The following is a 19236-nucleotide window of genomic DNA, read 5'->3' on the forward strand; positions in this document are numbered from 1 at the left end:
TTAAATATTACTTGATATATATCAATCAAAAATGATACTTTTAGATTAAAAAAATATTAACAATTGTATATTTTTAAAAAAACTTAACATTGTGGACATAACCTATTTTTTATAAATTTTAATCCGAAAATTTTAAAATCCCAGAAATCTTATTGAAATGAAACACAAATAAATTCTTAAAAAAATGGAGCATTTAACACTGACAACACAAACATAACATTGGCTTAACATTCACTTAACATTGGCCCTGTAGTTTTGCATCAGAATCAAAACTACCAATATTAATGAACAAGTTCAGACTATTATTATTATTTACACTATCATTCTCCTTTTCTTTTTCATTCGCCCAATCAGGAAGTATCAAAGGTAAAATTATTGAAAAAGCTATCAATGAAGCCGCAATAGGTGCCACAGTAAAAATTGATGGTACACCATTAGCAGCAGTAACAGGCGTAGATGGCGATTTTTCATTTTCCAAGGTAAATCCGGGTATCTATAAAATACTTATTTCCAGTATCGGTTTTACACCCATCACAATTGAAAATGTGAGAGTCGAGGCCGATAAATCAACCATCATCAATGCAGAATTAGTAGAAGATTCGAAAGTATTGGATGCATTGGTCGTTAAAGGTCAAAGAATGACAGGCACCGAAGTGGCTGTAATCTCAGAACTGAAACAAATGCAAACCATTGCTGTGGGTGTTTCTTCACAGCAAATCACCAAAACTCAGGATCGTGATGCATCTCAGGTGGTAAGAAGAGTACCAGGTGTTTCGATTTTTGATGAAAGATTCATCGTGATTCGTGGTTTAAATGAAAGATATAACACAGTATTATTAAATGATATTGTAACCCCATCTACCGAAGTAGATATAAAATCTTTCTCTTTTGACCTGATTCCAAGTACTGCCATTGACAGAATGTTGGTGTTTAAATCACCTTCCGCTGAGTTACCAGGAGATATCGCTGGTGGTGCTATAAAAATATTCACAAAAACTGTTCCTGATGGCAACAATCTATCAGTAGGTTTTGGTTTGGGATACAGAACTAATACCACAGGTATGAAAGTGCAGGATCATAGTGGCTCAGGGCTTGACGGAATAGGATTTGGCAGTGCTTTCAGAAGTCTTCCTGATGGCTTCCCTTCCACCAAAAAAGTTATCAATTATGCCTCTACTTCAGACATCATCAATGAATTTAAAGGTCTGAATAATTATTATGATTTGCAGACCAAGAATGTAAATCCTGATATAAGAGCCAATATCAATTACTCAAGAAGATTTTTCTTTGGAAGAAAAGAGTTGACCAATTTTAGCTATATCAATTATTCTAATACACACACCAATTTCGATATCAAACAAAACAGATTTTTCTACGATGGAAACGTTCAGAACGACTTCTCTGACAATAGTTATTCCAACAATATCAGATTAGGTGCAATGAGCAACTGGGCCTTGATCTTAAATCCAAAAAATAAAATTGAATTCAGAAACCTGTTTAACCAGCTGGCTTCAAAAGAGACCGTAACCAGGAATGGTAATTTGTATGAAAACAACCTGGAAATTTTTAACCAGTCATTCAGATACGAACAGAAGAGCATTATCTCCAGTCAGTTAAACGGAACTCATGAATTAAGTGAAATTTCGAAATTAAAATGGATTGGCGGTTTTGGTTATACGGTAAGAAATGAGCCTGATTTTAGAAGGTTTACTTCTTCAAGAGTTATGGGCAGCAATGATGACTATAAAATGGACCTTCAACAGTTTGAGTCGCCAACCCTTACTCAAGCGGCAAGATTTTATTCAAGCATGGATGAATTCGTAGTTACCGGAACTGTAAACTATGACAGAATAATCAAAAAGAATCAGGACGAACAACTCAATAAAGTATTGAAAGTAGGTGTTTATTCCGAATATAAGGATCGTCTGTTTGCTGCACGTTGGTTTGGAATTGTAAACCCTAACCGTATCACTTCAGAATTGCTTTCTTTAAGTCCTGAAAAGTTTTTTAATTCAGAAAACTTAAGCCCCACCAGAGTATTTTATTCTGAAGGAACAAACAATGATGATAAATATACAGCCCAGAATCTTTTGACAGCTGGATACATAAATTTTGCTCTTCCAATTTCTGAGAAATTTAACCTAAATCTTGGATTACGCGAAGAGTTTAACCAACAAACCCTTCAGAGTAGAGAAAGAGGTGGTGGTGCAAAAATCGATGTAAACAACCCTATTTTCAGCACTTTACCGTCATTGAATACTTTCTATAAATTCAATGCAAAAAATATCCTGAGATTTGGATTTGGAAGTACGGTAAACCGTCCTGAATTCAGAGAGTTAGCCCCATTTACTTATTATGACTTTGCATTTGATGTATCAAGAAGAGGAAATAAAAACCTCAAAACTGCATCGGTTCAAAATTTAGATTTAAGATATGACTTCTATCCTTCTGAAACTGAATTGATCACATTTGGAGTATTCTACAAAGATTTCAAAAACCCAATTGAGGCCTCAATATTCTATAACGGTAGTGCTCTTGCTTTTACAGTTTCCAATGCCAAATCGGCCTACTCTACAGGAGTTGAAATGGAAATCAGAAAGGAAATCAACAAAAACCTGATGGCAGTATTAAACGGTTCACTCATTCAATCAAGTGTGACAGTGAGTGGTGTTTCTGATCAAAGCCGCTATTTGCAGGGACAATCGCCTTATCTCGTAAATGCCGGATTGTTTTATACTTTGCCAAAATATGGTTTACAAGCCAATGCCCTTTACAATACAGTTGGAAAAAGAATTTATGTAATTGGCGACAATGTTTTGAGTTCAAATGTATTTGAAATGCCTAGACATACCATTGATTTGAACCTAACCAAAACTTTGGGTAAAGTAGAATTTAAAGCGGGTGTTCAGGATTTACTCAACCAAACTTTCAGATTGATTCAGGATACTAATCGTGACAACAACATAACTGATACCGATGGCATATTTCAGGAATATAAAAGAGGATCAAATTATACCATTTCAGTAAATTACAAATTTTAATATAAACTCCTTTTTACTAATTAATTACGAAAATTATGAAAAACAATTTCAGAGTTCTGTTTTTACTACTTTTAAGCATTGGCCTTACTTTTACTGCCTGTGATAGAACAGATGACGAAGATGAGGACACTACGCCTGTGGGTGAAAACCTTACCATAAAAGGTTCTATCACCACCAATACAACCTGGAAAGCCGCTAACAAATACCTTTTGGAAGGCTTTGTATATGTAGAATCAGGTGCAACTTTGACCATAGAGCCAGGTACAATTATCAAAGGAGACAAATCCACTAAAGCCACACTTATTATTAAGCCAGGTGCTAAAATTATGGCTGAAGGAACAGTGGCTAAGCCAATTGTATTTACTTCAAACCAAGCTAAAGGTTCAAGAAACCTTGGTGACTGGGGTGGAATCATCATCCTAGGAAATGCTCCGGTTAACAAAACTCCGGCAACAATTGAAGGAGAAAATATCTCGACTTTTGGTGGTAGCAATGCCGCAGATAACTCAGGTATTTTAAAGTATGTTAGAATTGAATTTGGAGGAATTGCTTTCGAAACCGACAAAGAGATCAACGGTCTAACTATGGGTGGTGTAGGTAGTGGAACTACTATTGACTATGTTCAGGTTTCAAGTAACGGTGATGACGGATTTGAATTCTTTGGTGGAACAGTTAATCCAAAACACCTAATTTCATTCAAAAATCTTGATGATGACTTCGATACAGACTGGGGCTTTAGCGGAAACGTTCAATATGGGTATATTTTCAGAGATCCAAAAGTAGCTGACCAATGTTCATGTTCTGATTCCAATGGTTTTGAATCTGACAACGATGCTTCCGGATCAGATGCAGCACCACAAACCAGTGCAAAATTTGCCAATGTTTCCATCTTTATTGCGGAAGGAACTCCTGATGCTAAATTCCGTTCAGGTTACAGAATCAGACGTAACTCAGCTATATCTATCTATAACTCTTTGGTAGTGGGTGCATTCCCAAAAGGTGGATTTGAATTGGGTGATGCTGCTACACAAAAGAACTTCGTGGATGGCAAAAACGACTTTAAAGGTTTGATATTCGCAGGAATGAGCAAGCCTATTGTGTCTGGTGCTGATGAAGCTAAACTAAAAGATGCTTCAAGAAAAAATCAATTCGGTCTTGAAATTTCAACTTTAGGACTTCCATCAGGTTACAATGCAGCCACTGGAAAACCTTCTTTCTTACCATCAGCCGGATCATTACTATTGACTGCTGGAGCTACGCTTCCTTCAGGATTTGAATCAAATACTATCGTTGGTGCATTTGGCGGTACAGACTGGACTGCCGGCTGGGCAAATTTTGACCCACAAAACGCCGACTATTAATAAAAATATATAGTCAAGTTTAAGACTTGATTCATATTGGTAATGCTACATAAAAACCGGGACTATGTTCCGGTTTTTTGTTTTCACTTACCCTTATCTTCTCAAAAGAAAGGTGTTTAAAAAAAAATTTTAACTTAAACATCAAAAACCTCTAATCTATTCTAAAACCAATTATTAATTACCACATTATTAATTACCCCATTATTAATTAGTAATTACCACATTATTAATTACCAAAATATCCCCTACCCTGATTTCACCCGTCTTATGCACAACCACATTTTGACCAAAAAGAATTTTATTTCCGACTTTTCGATAAGTTGAAAGTGTTGCCAGTGGTTCTTTACCTTTTTCCAAAGTAACAGGATTTATAGTAGTTATCACACATCTGGCACAAGGCTTCACGCCGTACAATTTTACACTACCGATTTGAAAAGATTTGAAATTATCCTCAATATGGGCTTCTCCTCCTTCAAATAAAATGTTAGGTCTGAATCTCTCTAAATCTATTTTTTCAGGACATTTTGAATTGAGAAATTCGAGTGATTTTTCTCCAATAATCAGAATCGGGTAACCATCTGACATGCTTGTTTCTTCTTCGCCGGTCACTGCATATTTTCCATCGATTGCACGAATAGAATCTTCCGGCTGAAATACAAGTCTGACTTCCATTCCTAGTATTTCCTTAAACCAATCATTAATATCACTTCCATAAACCAAAGCCTCCAGTTTATCATCCCAAACAGTAACTGTTATTTTTTCAACAGGAAATTCTCCGATTTTTATTTTTATACTCTTATTTTTCTTTTCAACACTAATTTTTAAATAGTTATCCGAAATTTCAGTTTTGAGTTTTGCCAAAACTGGGAATTCCCTTTGCGACAAAAAACGATTATTTTGATCAACCAACATCCATCTCCGATCCCATTTCAAACCTTTAAATCCTACTTCTGAAACCTCCAGACTAATGCCTTTTAATGATTTCACGGGATAAATAAACAAACCACTTACTCTCAATTTTAATATTTTAATGTTCGAAAATAGCCTTAAATTGTCATAATGAGGTGATTTTGGTTAATTTCTTTGAATATTTTTCCGGAACAATAAGATAGTATTTTAGTTTTTGACATTGTAGTCGTATTTTTGCAAACCAAATGAGCCAATATCAGCTCTAAAATTACTTTTTTAAGCCAAAATGAGAGAAATACAATTCAGAGATGCGATAAAAGAGGCGATGTCAGAAGAAATGCGTCGCGATGAAACTATATTTTTAATGGGTGAGGAAGTTGCCGAATATAACGGTGCTTACAAGGCCAGTCAAGGGATGTTAGATGAGTTTGGTCCCAAAAGAGTAATTGATACCCCAATCGCCGAATTAGGCTTTGCAGGTATTGGTGTAGGAGCAGCTATCAATGGTACCCGACCTATTATTGAGTTCATGACCTTTAACTTTTCTTTGGTAGCCATCGACCAGATTATCAACAGTGCTGCCAAAATCATGGCCATGTCTGCAGGTCAATACTCTTGCCCGATAGTATTTCGTGGACCAACCGGAAATGCTGGACAGTTGGGTGCTCAACACTCACAAAACTTTGAAAACTGGTTTGCCAATACTCCTGGTCTTAAAGTTGTGGTTCCTTCCAATCCTTACGATGCCAAAGGGCTTTTAAAAGCTTCAATCAGAGACAATGATCCTGTAATTTTCATGGAGTCAGAACAGATGTATGGCGATAAAGGCATGATTCCAGATGGCGAGTATATTCTTCCTATTGGGAAAGCCAACATTGTGCAGGAAGGTACCGATGTTACCATTGTTTCATTTGGAAAAATGATTCCTCGTGTAGTATTACCGGCAATTGAAGGCCTGAAAAAAGAAGGTATCAGTGTTGAGTTAATTGATTTACGTACCGTACGTCCTATTGATTACGAAACAGTGGTTAACTCAGTAAAAAAGACAAACCGTTGTGTGGTTGTAGAAGAAGCATGGCCTTTGGCAGCTATTTCTTCTGAAATCACTTATCATCTTCAAAGATATGCATTTGACTATCTTGATGCTCCGGTTATCAGAGTCAACAACATGGATATCCCTTTACATTATGCACCATCTTTGATTGAGGCTACTTTACCTAACGTTGCTCGTACAGTTGATGCTGTAAAAAAAGTAATGAACAGAAAATAATATTTTGAAAAAGGATATTTATAAAAAAAAGCGATGACAACCTCATCGCTTTTTTTATTATGTATTAAATTAAAAGCTTTTATTTCAAAGGATTAAAAATCAAATCCCTGTAATCTTCCATCGAATGTTTAATAACATCAGAAGCTCCGGCTTTGCCATACTCATAAGCGATTTCACAATGTTGTGGTTCGCCCGGAAGATTTTTATAAGTTAGAAAGTAATGTTTTAAACGCTCAACTATTCCTTCCGGCAATTCGGTAATGTCGTTATATTTTCCATAAATCTGATCTCCTAAAAGAACGGCAATTATTTTATCGTCGGCTTCGCCTTTGTCAATAAAACAAAAACCACCTATAGGCCTCGCCTGAAGTAAAATATCACCATGGGAAATATGATGACTGGAAAGTACACAGATATCAAGCGGGTCACCATCACCAAATTCCACTTTTTCGGCTCCATTTTTACGGGCATACTCTGACACCTTTTCTCCACAATAGGTTTGAGGAAGAAAACCATAAAGGGAGGGTACGATATTACTGTATTTTTGAGGCCTGTCTATTTTCAAAAAACCTGAATTCTTGTCAATTTCATATTTGATGGTATCCGAAGGTACTATTTCGATAAAAGTAGTTACAATTTCAGGTGCTTCACTTCCAATCGGAATTCCATGCCAGGGATGTGCTTTATATACTGGTTTCATTTTTTTTCTCTATTTATTTACAAATATAACCACATACTACTTTCTTTAATTTCTTTAAGTATATAAAAATAATTTTCATGAAAACTAAAACAACATTTCTTCTGTTCTTTTCGTAATTCAATATATTTTTATATTTGTTTTAAAAATTAATTTTTTTTGCACGATTATTGGAATAAACACTTTAATCAATAAGTCTTTCTTTAATATTTATTGAAATGAACATTACTAAACCTAAAGTAATCAAGGATTACGACAAGCTAACCGAAGAGATGCAGGAAAGCATCCGAGAGTTTTATCCCGGCGGATACGCTGATCATTTGATACGTTTTACTGACCGGGAAGGTAAGTACGTATCTGCATTGCCGTTTGAGACTGAGGATAAATATTATTTAATTAGAATGACCAATTCTGAAGCCATCAAACTGGCAAAAGACGAGGCGGTAAATGATGAGGAAGAAGACTCAACCAAAGATGATGAAAAAGACGGATACGACGATACCTACACCGATCTGGACAGCATGCGGGTAGGAAGTGGCCGGAAATCTGATGAAGATGAAGATTACGATTAGTTAAAGGTTTGTTAAACAGGTCTTTTTTTGAAATTTAACAGAGCCATTTTTTGTAGTGGCTATATATTTTATTTTTAATTTGATTCATGAAAAAAATTATTTTATTCTTTTTAATTCTGGGTTCAATAAATGCGAATGCTCAAACAGAGGGGATTTCATTTGAAAAAGGAAATTGGTTCAACATTTTGAAAAAAGCCAAGGCCGAGAAAAAACTTATCTTCCTGGACGCTTATACCAGTTGGTGCGGTCCATGTAAAAAAATGCAGGCCAATGTATTTCCTGATAAAAAATTGGGGGAATATTTCAACGCAAATTTTGTGAATGCTAAAATCGACATGGAACAAGGGGAAGGTCCTGCCATTGGAATGAAATATCCTGTAAGAGGCTATCCGACCTTATTATTTATTGATCCTGTTTCGGGAAAAGTAGTAAAAGAAGTCCTGGGCTATAGAAGTGTGGAGCAATTGTATAAATTAGGGGAAGAGACAAAAAAAGAGAAAAAGAGTATCTAAATCAACCCCGATATTTTTCTAAGAAAACAGTGAAATTCAGAAAGATTCACTGTTTTTTTTTGTTTAAATATCTAAACAAAATTTTAAAAATCAGATATTGAAATAGCAAATTGTCTAAACAAACAAAATTTCATTAAGTCAACCTCCATTTTTTTCTTTTTCAAAATCGCATAAATGTTTAGCTTCTTAATTTAAGTACCTATTTTATAGGCATTTACAAACTATTAGCATTTCTGTAACCCTTTTCAAATTTTTCGATTCAAATAAAAAACAACTTAAAGTCAAGTCGAATAATTGTTTTTCGATTATAATCAATTTTCATATTTTATAATAACTTTACATCTATCAATTTTAAATAATAAATGAAAGAAGTTTATATAGTTGCGGCAAAAAGAACCCCTATTGGTAGCTTTGGAGGTATGTTTTCGGGCACTTCTGCGGTACAATTAGGAAGCAGCGTTACCAAATCAGTAGTCGAAGAGTCAAAAATAAATCCGGAGCATATTGACGAGTTTTTTTATGGTTCGGTAGTACAAGCTAATCTTGGTCAGGCACCAGCTACACAGGTAACTTTGGGTGCAGGTTTGTCAGAGAAAATCCCAACTACATTGATCAATAAAGTGTGTGCATCGGGCATGAAAGCCACTATGCTGGCCGCCCAAAGTATTCAGTTGGGACAAAATCAGGTCGTGATTTCCGGTGGAATGGAAAACATGTCGCAGATTCCGTTTTATCTTGAAAAAGCCAGGTACGGTTACGGATATGGAAACGGACAATTGATTGACGGTTTGGCAAAAGATGGCCTTACAGATGTTTACCAGCAAAAAGCCATGGGTTGTTTTGCTGATGCTACTGCCGAAAAATTTGAAATTAGCAGAGAAGAACAAGATGAATATGCGATAAACTGTTACAAAAAAATAGCGGAAAATACTCAAAATGGCAATTTTGCCAAAGAAATTGCATCAGTAGAAATCAAAGATCGTAAGGGAAATGTAAGTCTGATTTCGGAAGATGAAGAATACAAAAAAGTAAATTTTGATAAAATTCCCGGTTTAAAACCTGCATTTACCAAAGAAGGCACTGTTACAGCAGCCAATTCTTCGACGATAAACGATGGAGCCGCCAGTTTAATATTGGTATCAGGAGAATATTTGAAAGCGAATAATCTTACACCATTAGCAAAAATCATCTCCTATGCCGATGCTTCACAGGCACCCGAATGGTTTACCACTTCACCGGTAATAGCGGCTGAAAAAGCCTTAAAATCAGCCAATTTATCAATTTCAGATATTGATTACTTCGAAGTAAATGAGGCTTTTGCAGTAGTGGCAATGGCGTTTGCCAAACACTTCAATATTTCACATGAAAAACTCAATGCTTTTGGTGGAGCGGTGGCATTAGGACACCCACTGGGATGTTCAGGAGCAAGAATAATCGTTACTTTGATTAATGTACTGAAATCAAAATCCGGAAAATACGGAATGGCAGCCATCTGTAATGGCGGCGGGGGTGCAAGTGCAATAATTATTGAGAATCAGTAACCAACCTGATACTCACCGCATTTTTGTGAGCAATCAGGCTTTCGGCTTCGGCCATGGTTTCAACAACCGGGCCTAATTGCTCCAAACCCTTTCTCGAAATACGCTGGAAAGTTATTTTCTTCACAAAACTATCCACCGAAACTCCACTGTAAGCTTTTGCAAAGCCGTTGGTTGGCAAGGTATGATTGGTGCCGGAAGCATAATCACCGCAAGATTCGGGTGTATAATCACCGATAAAAACTGATCCTGCATTAATTATTTTATCCAGAATTTCCTCGGGTTTATCAATTGCAAGTATCAAATGCTCTGGTGCATATTGATTTAAAATTTCTATAGCATCATTTAAATCTTTTACCAAAATACCTTTTGAGTTTTCCAAAGATTTTGCCGCCAAATCCTTACGAGGCAGATTTTCTAATTGGCGATAAACAGCTTCTATTGATTTTTCAATAATATTCTTATCATCAGCGACCAAAATCACCTGACTATCGGCTCCATGCTCAGCTTGTGAAAGCAAATCGGAGGCAATAAATTCCGGATTTGCCCTAAAATCAGCCAAAACGGCAACCTCAGAAGGTCCAGCCGGCATATCAATCGCAATCCCATATTGATTTACCATTTGTTTGGCAGCCGTTACATATTGATTACCCGGACCAAAAATTTTATACACTTGTGGCACCTGTTCAGTACCAAAAGCCATTGCTGCAATGGCCTGAGCACCTCCAATTCTAAAAATATCAGTTACGCCTGAAATTTTTGCGGTATAATAAATTGCAGGATGGTTACTTGGAGAGCACAGGACTATCTGTTTACAACCTGCTATGGCCGCAGGAATTGCCAACATCAAAACCGTTGAAAATAATGGAGCTGTACCTCCTGGAATATAAATACCTACTTTTTCAATCCCTACGCTTTTTCTCCAGCACTCCACACCCGGAATGGTTTCAATGATTTCCGGAGCAGAGACCTGAGCTTCATGGAATTTATAAATATTTTGAAATGCCTGATCTATCGCTGATTTTAATTCGGGAGAAATCTGATTTTCAGCGTTTTTTATCTCAAAATCATCTACTTTGAAATTATCCAGTAAAATATTGTCAAATTCCAGAGCAAATCTCCTCAGTGCCTGATCTCCTTCATGTTTTACAGCATCCAAAACCGGCTTTACCCTAAGGCTGATTTCCTCAAAATCCTGAGTTGGTCTTTGAAGTATTTCTTTCAATAATTCCTTATCAGGAAATTCAAATATTTTCATTAAATCATTAATTTAAAACCAATTATTAGGTTTTACAATATCATTTTTTCAATCGGTATCACCAAAATCCCCTGTGCTCCGGCTTCTCTTAGAGCTTCAATTTTTTCCCAAAATTCACTTTCTTCCAAAACAGAATGAACTGAACTCCAGCCATCAATCGCCAGTGGCATCACTGTTGGACTTTTCATTCCTGAAATGATATTTATTATTTTGTCCAGTTTATCATTGGGAGCGTTGAGCAAAATATATTTATTGTCCTGGGCTTTCTGAACGGCATTGATTCTGAATAAAATCTTTTCAAGAATCCCGGTTAGCTCAGGATTCAGATTTTTATTTCCAATTAATACTGCTTCTGACTTAAATATCTTCTGAACTTCTTTCAAACCATTACTCAAAAGCGTACTACCAGAGCTCACTATATCACAAACGGCATCAGCCAGGCCGATAGAAGGGGCTATTTCAACCGAGCCGCTAATTTCATGAATTTCTGACTCAAGATTATTGTCTTTTAGATATGCTGAAAGCAATCTTGGATAGGAAGTAGCTATACTTTTGCCATTTAAAAACTCTGGTCCTGTGTATTCTATCTCTCTGGGAATGGCGATAGATAATCTGCATTTCGAAAAGCCTAACTTTTTGACAGTATCTACATCCTTTTCACTTTCTATGAGTACATTCTCCCCTACTATACCTAAATCAGCCACACCATCTTCCACATAACCGGGAATGTCATCATCACGCAAAAAAAGAAATTCGGCCGGAAAATTGGAAGATTCAGATTTCAAACGACCTTTTCCCATGTCGAGCTTTATACCACATTCTTTAAACAATGCTATCGAATCTTCACTTAATCTGCCTGATTTTTGTATGGCAATCTTTATTCTTTGGCTCATTCCTAAACGTTTTTTTTTGCAAAATTAAGCCCCATGACACCAAAATCAAAGGTTATTTTGTTTTAATATTTATTTTATTTTCAAAATATTTTGAAAATTCAAAAATATTGATTTAAATTTATGCCGTTATCATAAGAACCTATAAAAGCCTTTCCATGAAAGAATTGAACTATAAAAGTGCAAAAAACAATAACACTTTCCTAAGTTACAGATGGTTTAGAATCTTGAATCTCATTATCCTTTTGATTATTGGAATATTGGGATTAATAAGTTTTTAGACTTAGTATTAAAAATTGAATGAAAAAAAATCTTTAATTTTGGGAAAAGCCATTCCAAATTGAAGAAAATTTATATCATTTTTTTTAGCCTTTTCTGCTTTGCCGTTTCCGGTCAAAACAAATATTTTATTTATTTAAAAGACAAATCTGGTACGGCTTATACTACGAATAAACCCGAAGAATTTCTGTCTGCAAGAAGTATAGACAGACGAAAAACCCAGAATATACAGATTACACCTAGAGATATCCCTGTTAATCAATCTTATTTAACACAAATAAGTGCAAAAGGTGCAAAAATCATTGGAAAATCAAAATGGCTCAATGCGGTATTGATTTCTGCTTCAGAAACGCAACTCAATGAAATTAAAAAACTAAGTTTTGTGAGCTCCGTAGAAGGAAACGGAGATATCAGAGGTGCTAGAATTGGTCAAAAATCAGATTTTAATAACAAATTTGGAGTTCAGGAAGAATACAATTACGGCAACTCCCTCAATCAGATTCAGCAATTGGGAGCAGATAAAATGCACAAAGCCGGTTATACGGGGAAAGGAATCCTGATAGCAATTCTTGATTCCGGTTTTGAAAATGCCATCAATCTCGATGTGTTTAAGCATCTGGTTTCGGAGAAAAAAATATTGATGACATACGATTTTGTGGATCAGGAAACTGACGTTTATGATGATCACAATCATGGCACTTCGGTTTTGAGTTGTATTGCAGCCAAATCACCCGGAAAGCTTTATGGCACAGCCCCCGATGCCACAGTGGCACTATTCCGAACAGAAGATGTATCATCAGAAACCAAAATAGAAGAAGTCAACTGGTTGATTGCTGCCGAAAAGGCTGATAGTTTGGGAGCCGATGTAATCAATTCTTCTTTAGGATATTACGAATTTGACAATCCCAAACAGGATTATACATATGCCGACATGAACGGGAAAAATACCATTTGTGCCAAAGCCGCCGATTTCGCCGCCGGAGTCGGAATAATTGTGGTTGTTTCTGCAGGTAACGAAGGAAACACCGCCTGGAAATATATTTCAACTCCTGCTGATGCAGATTCGGTAATATCAGTTGGGGCGGTAGATGTCAACGGCAATCCTGCAGGTTTTTCCTCCTTTGGGCCCGGAGCAACTGGTCTTGTGAAGCCAGAAGTGGCAGCAAGAGGTTCGCAAACTGCTCTTGCCTATCCCAACAATACCATTGGAACTTCAAGCGGCACATCTTTCTCCTCTCCTATTATGGCGGGTTTTTGTGCTTCATTAAAGCAAGCATTCCCGACCATTACAGCCATGCAAATGAGGAAAGTCATCATCGAATCTGCTTCAAAATTTGAAACCCCGGATACCAGAATAGGTTACGGAATCCCGAATTATGAGAAAGCCGCAAAGCTTGCTGAGGAATTGATTGCCAGGCCATTGGCGATTGAAAATCAGGAATTTGATTTTAGCATAAGTCCAAATCCGTTTTTTAATAATTCTGAAATCAAACTTTCGGGAATAGAACCAAAACCAGACGCTGAATATTTTGTTATTGATTATTCCGGCAAAACAGTTTTCACAAAAAATGGTATTATAAAACTCAATGAGGCACTCCAAAAACTTCAGCCAGGCAATTATATTTTGAAATTAAAAAGTGGTGAAAGGGTGTATTCAGGAAAAGTGGTTAAGGGGGATTGAAATTCAAGAAAAACATTTAAAAAAAAATCCCGGCTCTCACCGGGATTTTTTTATTTTTCTTTTTGTGCTTCCTCTTTCAGATGTTCCGTCATTTTTTTCCCTGCTTCTTCCAAGATTTCAAGCATCTTTGGGTCTTGTGTTGAGTCTTTGAGCATCTGGGCTAAATTTCCCACTACATCTACTGCAAAATGATTCATTTCATCTACCGGCATATCTTTGGTCCAAAGATTTATACCCAAAAGTCCTTTATGATAATGATCCCACACACTTATAGAAATCGCTTTGCTTTCGTTGATACCTTCATTAGGATTTTCGGTAGCATCCCAAAAAATCTTTTCAGGAACACGGTCGGCATCCAGTTCAATTGTAAAATTTATTTCTGATTTGGCCATTAATTTTAGTTTTTTCTGCAAATATCATTTATAAATTATAGGCTACCAAATACTCTTTTCAGAAGTTCAGAAGTACGGGCCAACGGGTTTTCTCTGATTTTAGCTTCTTCCTGTGCCACTAATATAAACAATCCGTCAATTGCTTTCTGAGTTGCATAGCCTTTCAAATCAGGGTTAATTTGCTTTACAAAAGGAATTTTATTGTATTTACCTGCGATTTCTCCGTAATATTTAGTGGCATTGGTTTTATTGAGTGAATTGACCATTATTGGCTCAAATGCCTGGACGAGTTGCGGAGAAGTGGTTCTTCTCAAAAATTGAGTTGCAGCGTCTTTTTCACCTTTCAAAATATTAATAGCATCAGTGATAGTCAACTGCTTAATCGCCGAAATAAATATCGGCTTTGCCTCCTGAGCTGCTTGCTCTGCTCCGCGATTGAGCGAAAGCATAAATTTGTCAACTTCACCTCCCAAACCAATATTTCTTAGGGTCGATTCCACTTTTTGTACCTCCGGTGGCAGTAATATTTTAATGGCTGGATTAAGAAAAAAACCATCGGTTGCCGAAGCTTTGTCAGCACCCAGATTAATTCCTACACTCAAAGCCTCTTTCAAACCTGCAGATATCTCCTGCTCAGAGAGTGGTGCTCCTGATAGAACCGCATTTACAACATTTCCCAAATTGATTTTTTGACCGCATGAAACCAAGCCAATGGATAAAATAAAAGAGATAAAAAAGATTTTTTTCATTTTCATAAAATTAATTAAAATTGGAATTGTCCGAATATTTAGAGAACTTCGAACGTCGAATATTTAAACAACAAATACCTGTAATAAGTAACAAATATAACCGGATATTTTTTAATGAAATTGATTTTTGCTGAGGTAATTACGATTGGAGATGAAATACTTTACGGGCAAATTACCGACACAAACACCAAATGGATCAGTGAAAATCTGGATAAAATTGGGATAAAAACCATTCGAAAATCTTCGGTTGGTGATGTTAAAAAGGAAATCCTTAATATTCTAAATGAAAGCTTAAAAAGAGCTGATATTGTGCTGATTACAGGTGGATTAGGACCTACCAAAGATGACATCACAAAAAAAACACTTGCAGATTTTTTCGGCGACCACCTCGTAATCAACACACATGCTGAGGCTTTTGTAAAGAATTTTTTCGAAAAAAGAGGTCGTGAATTTACTGAAATCAACCGTCAACAAGCTGCACTTCCCTCAAAATGTATTTATCTGCACAATGCAACCGGCACTGCCCCCGGTATGTGGTTTGAAAAAGATGGGAAAATAATCGTTTCTATGCCAGGAGTAACTGTCGAGATGCACTATTTGATGGAATATGAAGTTTTGCCAAGACTCAAAAAAAGATTTGAATTACCTGAAATCATCCATCAGGTAATAAGGACCATTGGCTTGGGAGAGTCATTTTTGGCTGAAAAAATCTCAGATTGGGAAGATAATTTGCCAGAAAACCTGAAACTTGCCTATTTGCCCAGCTTTGGTGAAGTTAAACTAAGGATTACCAGGGGTTGATTTTGACAGAGAAAAACTCAAAAAACAAATTGATGCGGAAGTAAAAAAATTATCACCCATCATTAGCGAATATATCTACAGCCTTGAAAATGAAAACATTGAAGAGGCTATTGGTGAAGTATTGAAAAATAAAAATATGACAGTTGGAGTAGCTGAAAGTTGTACCGGAGGCTATTTATCGCATCTGTTCACATCTATTCCGGGTAGCTCAGCTTATTTTATGGGTGGAATAGTGAGCTATTCCAACGAAGCAAAAATGGCGGTTTTGAATGTAAAACAAGAAACATTAACTAAATTTGGGGCAGTAAGTGAAGAAACCGTTATTGAGATGGCAGAAGGTGCAAGGAATCTTTTAAAAACCAACTATGCCATATCAACCAGCGGAATCGCAGGCCCTGATGGAGGAACTCCTGACAAACCTGTGGGTACGGTTTGGCTGGCAATAACTAACGGAAAAGAAACACTTACAAAAAAACTTACACTTGGCAATCAACGACTGGTAAACATCCAATATAGTGGAAAAGCCGCCTTGAATTTGCTTAGAACATTGATAAATAAGGAAAGCAGGTAATTTTTATATGGCAAAAATTGAAATTCTGATGCCCAACATGGGCGAAAGTATATATGAATGTACAGTGCTCAAGTGGCTGGTAAACGAAGGCGACACAGTCGATGTCGATGATATGATACTGGAAGTTGCTACCGATAAAATCGACACGGAAATCGGAAGTTCTCATTATGGTAAAATCACCAAATTTCTGGTTCACGAAGGTGACATTGCACTTATAGGCAAGGCAATTTGTGAAATTGAGATCGAACAAGAGGCTGATAATGTGAACAGTCCGGCAGAGCCAGATGAAATCATAAATATTGCTGAAAGTCTTGAGGCTGAAGTTGAAAATCTCAAAACTCAAACCGCACCGCCAGTTTCAAGCCCAAGTAGATTTTATTCACCTTTAGTGTTGAATATTGCAAAAAAAGAGAATGTTACTCAGGAAGAATTAGATGCACTTATTGGTACAGGCCTTGAGAATCGTGTAACCAAAGATGATATAATCAGTTATTTATCAAGCCGTACCACCAAAAAATCAAAGGTTGACCTTACCCCGGATATACAAATTAACTCCGGTCAAGATCAGGTAGTTGAAATGGATCGTATGCGAAAAATGATTTCGCAACGTATGGTTGAGTCAAAACGAATTTCCCCACATGTTACGTCATTTATTGAAACAGACATGACGGTAGTTACCAATTGGAGAAACAGAGAAAAGACCAGGTTTTTCAATACTTATAAAGAAAATCTCACATTCACGCCCATTTTAATAGAAGCGGTGGTTCATGCGATTAAAAAGTACCCGGGAATAAATATTCAGGTGGATGGTGAGAAAATCATATATAAAAAAGATATTAATGTGGGAATGGCAGTTGCACTTCCCAATGGCAATCTAATTGTGCCGGTGATACATCAGGCGGACAAATACAATTTACCGCAATTGGCAGCAAAAGTTAATGATTTGGCACAAAGAGCCCGCAATAACCAATTAAAACCTGAAGAATTGGTGGGAGGTACCTATTCTGTATCTAACATTGGGTCTTTTGGAAATATAGCGGGTACTCCAATAATTTTACAACCACAAGTGGCAATCATGGCTTTTGGTGTGATCAGAAAAATGCCGGCTGTAATCGAAACCCCCGAGGGTGACTTGATTGGAATTCGTCAAAAAATGGTAATTTCGCATTCTTTTGACCATAGAGTAATTGATGGCTCTCTGGGCGGACTGTTCTTAAAAGAAGTTTCCGATTATTTAGAAAATTATAGTTCAAAAAGAGAAATAAGCTAAATTTATATGCTTTTTAATTCATTTGAGTTTCTTCTTTTCTTTCCGATAGTTACACTATTATATTTTTTGTTGCCGTATAAACACCGGTGGCTGTGGCTACTTTCGGCTAGTTGCTTTTTTTATGCCTTTTTCAAATGGTACTATATTTTTATACTCGTATTTACAATTGTCATTGATTATTACGCTGCTTTTTGGATTGCAAATTCGACAGGTGTAAAAAAGAAATGGGCATTGGGCTTAAGTTTGGCAGCAAACATAGGCGTACTTGGGATGTTTAAATATTATTATTTCATTGTTGACAATTTCAATGCAGTAATCTGGAAAGTTGGTATTCATCAGCATTATGATCCACTTTGGCATTTTTTGCTTCCAATAGGCCTTTCATTTCATACTTTTCAGGCAATGAGCTACACTATTGAAGTGTATAGAGGTCATCAACCTGTCGAAAAAAACTTTGGAATCTATGCTTTGTATGTAATGTTTTACCCGCAATTGGTGGCAGGTCCCATCGAAAGACCCCAGAATGTTATTCATCAATTTTACGAAAAGTTTGATTTTGACTACGATCGGGTAAAATCTGGTATGAGATTGATGCTGTGGGGATTCTTTAAAAAAGTGGTAATTGCCGACAACCTCAGTATTTTTGTTGACAAAATTTATGGCGATTTACCTCATTTTCAAGGCCTTCCAATATTGGTAGCCACGCTTTTTTATTCATTTCAGATTTTTTGTGATTTCTCAGGATACAGTGATATTGCATTGGGATCTGCCAGAGTGATGGGTTTTAAACTCATGAAAAACTTTGACCGGCCCTATTTTTCTACCAGTATTTCGGAGTTTTGGCGTAGATGGCACATCTCACTTTCTTCCTGGTTCAGGGACTATCTTTATATTCCACTTGGTGGAAATAGAGTAGGAAAATTCAGAAAATACTTCAATCTTTTCATTGTTTTTATGGTCAGCGGTTTATGGCATGGTGCCAGCTGGAATTTTGTGATTTGGGGTTCTTTACATGGCATTTATCTTATTTTTGGGCAGTTAACTGAGAGTTTTCAGAAAAAAATCTTTGGATTATTTGGTGGAAAGAGGCTATCGAATTTTATTGAAGGTAGTTTTACTATCTTTTTAGTAATATTTGCCTGGATTTTTTTCAGGGCAAAAAATTTCACCGATGCAAAATATGTTATTAAGAACGTTTTTGCAGGGAGTAGTCATAGCATTTCTCAAATAACTGAAATGATAGGCAGTAAAGAATTAATCGTATTGCTATCAGCGATTCTCATTATGGAAATTGTTCATAAAATGCAGAATACCAAAGCCATAGGTGCCTGGATAGAAACGCTCCCCAGATGGCAAAGGTGGTCTGTCTATTATTTCTTCCTTTTTTTTCTGCTTACATTCGGGTATTTTGGAAAAGTTCAATTCATATACTTTCAGTTTTAAAT

15 protein-coding genes and 1 pseudogene are annotated in these 19236 nt (G+C 36.4%); 10 read left to right on the forward strand and 6 right to left on the reverse strand.

The window, feature by feature from the left end:
• Positions 1–284 precede the first annotated feature (284 nt).
• Entirely contained in the window at positions 285–3041 is a 2757-nt protein-coding gene (locus IPP61_18095) for a carboxypeptidase-like regulatory domain-containing protein (GenBank protein MBL0327045.1), read from the forward strand.
• A gap of 35 nt (positions 3042–3076) precedes the next feature.
• On the forward strand, positions 3077–4402 hold the full coding sequence (locus IPP61_18100) for a T9SS C-terminal target domain-containing protein (protein ID MBL0327046.1): 1326 nt from the start codon (positions 3077–3079) through the stop codon (positions 4400–4402).
• Between the two features lie 204 nt (positions 4403–4606).
• Here IPP61_18100 and IPP61_18105 read toward each other — a convergent pair whose 3' ends face one another.
• Positions 4607–5419: an MOSC domain-containing protein gene (locus IPP61_18105; GenBank protein ID MBL0327047.1), complete on the reverse strand. Its 813-nt coding sequence runs from the start codon at positions 5417–5419 to the stop codon at positions 4607–4609.
• 178 nt (positions 5420–5597) lie between these two features.
• On the opposite strand from IPP61_18105, the gene IPP61_18110 reads away from it, so the two are divergent.
• Positions 5598–6581, forward strand: a complete 984-nt coding sequence (locus IPP61_18110) for a pyruvate dehydrogenase complex E1 component subunit beta (GenBank protein MBL0327048.1) — start codon at positions 5598–5600, stop codon at positions 6579–6581.
• A 79-nt stretch (positions 6582–6660) separates the two neighbouring features.
• Here IPP61_18110 and IPP61_18115 read toward each other — a convergent pair whose 3' ends face one another.
• On the reverse strand, positions 6661–7281 hold the full coding sequence (locus tag IPP61_18115) for an inorganic pyrophosphatase (protein ID MBL0327049.1): 621 nt from the start codon (positions 7279–7281) through the stop codon (positions 6661–6663).
• Between the two features lie 215 nt (positions 7282–7496).
• Between IPP61_18115 and IPP61_18120 the strand changes: the two genes are divergently transcribed.
• From IPP61_18120 to IPP61_18130, 3 genes are all read left to right on the forward strand, one after another.
• Positions 7497–7850, forward strand: a complete 354-nt coding sequence (locus IPP61_18120; protein ID MBL0327050.1) for a hypothetical protein — start codon at positions 7497–7499, stop codon at positions 7848–7850.
• 86 nt (positions 7851–7936) lie between these two features.
• On the forward strand, positions 7937–8362 hold the full coding sequence (locus tag IPP61_18125) for a thioredoxin family protein (protein MBL0327051.1): 426 nt from the start codon (positions 7937–7939) through the stop codon (positions 8360–8362).
• 362 nt (positions 8363–8724) lie between these two features.
• Positions 8725–9903, forward strand: coding sequence for an acetyl-CoA C-acyltransferase (locus IPP61_18130; protein MBL0327052.1), 1179 nt, complete (start codon positions 8725–8727; stop codon positions 9901–9903).
• On the opposite strand, the gene hisD is transcribed toward IPP61_18130, so the two are convergent.
• Both hisD and IPP61_18140 read right to left on the reverse strand, forming a co-directional pair.
• On the reverse strand, positions 9887–11158 hold the full coding sequence (gene hisD / locus IPP61_18135; GenBank protein MBL0327053.1) for a histidinol dehydrogenase: 1272 nt from the start codon (positions 11156–11158) through the stop codon (positions 9887–9889). The genes IPP61_18130 and hisD overlap by 17 nt on opposite strands.
• A 32-nt stretch (positions 11159–11190) precedes the next feature.
• Positions 11191–12051: an ATP phosphoribosyltransferase gene (locus tag IPP61_18140; protein ID MBL0327054.1), complete on the reverse strand. Its 861-nt coding sequence runs from the start codon at positions 12049–12051 to the stop codon at positions 11191–11193.
• Positions 12052–12388: 337 nt separating this feature from the next.
• Between IPP61_18140 and IPP61_18145 the strand changes: the two genes are divergently transcribed.
• Positions 12389–14008 carry a S8 family peptidase gene (locus IPP61_18145; GenBank protein ID MBL0327055.1) on the forward strand — a complete coding sequence of 540 codons (1620 nt, stop codon included), beginning with the start codon at positions 12389–12391 and terminating at the stop codon, positions 14006–14008.
• A 50-nt stretch (positions 14009–14058) separates the two neighbouring features.
• Here the strand turns inward: IPP61_18145 and gldC are convergent, their stop codons facing one another.
• Entirely contained in the window at positions 14059–14400 is a 342-nt protein-coding gene (gldC, locus tag IPP61_18150) for a gliding motility protein GldC (GenBank protein MBL0327056.1), read from the reverse strand.
• A gap of 35 nt (positions 14401–14435) precedes the next feature.
• The gene (locus tag IPP61_18155; protein ID MBL0327057.1) at positions 14436–15155 is read right to left on the reverse strand and encodes a DUF4197 domain-containing protein; all 720 of its coding nucleotides are present in this window, start codon (positions 15153–15155) and stop codon (positions 14436–14438) included.
• 108 nt (positions 15156–15263) lie between these two features.
• Here IPP61_18155 and IPP61_18160 point away from each other — a divergent pair.
• The 3 genes and pseudogenes from IPP61_18160 (at position 15264) to IPP61_18170 (ending at position 19234) form a co-directional block, all read left to right on the forward strand.
• Positions 15264–16521, forward strand: a pseudogene (locus IPP61_18160) (competence/damage-inducible protein A).
• 7 nt (positions 16522–16528) lie between these two features.
• Positions 16529–17791 (forward strand): 2-oxo acid dehydrogenase subunit E2, encoded by a 1263-nt coding sequence (locus IPP61_18165; GenBank protein ID MBL0327058.1) that lies wholly within the window; start codon positions 16529–16531, stop codon positions 17789–17791.
• A gap of 6 nt (positions 17792–17797) precedes the next feature.
• Positions 17798–19234 (forward strand): MBOAT family protein, encoded by a 1437-nt coding sequence (locus IPP61_18170; GenBank protein ID MBL0327059.1) that lies wholly within the window; start codon positions 17798–17800, stop codon positions 19232–19234.
• The last annotated feature ends 2 nt before the right edge of the window (positions 19235–19236 follow it).

It is taken from the genome of Cytophagaceae bacterium (assembly GCA_016722655.1).
Lineage (GTDB): Bacteria > Bacteroidota > Bacteroidia > Cytophagales > Spirosomataceae > Leadbetterella.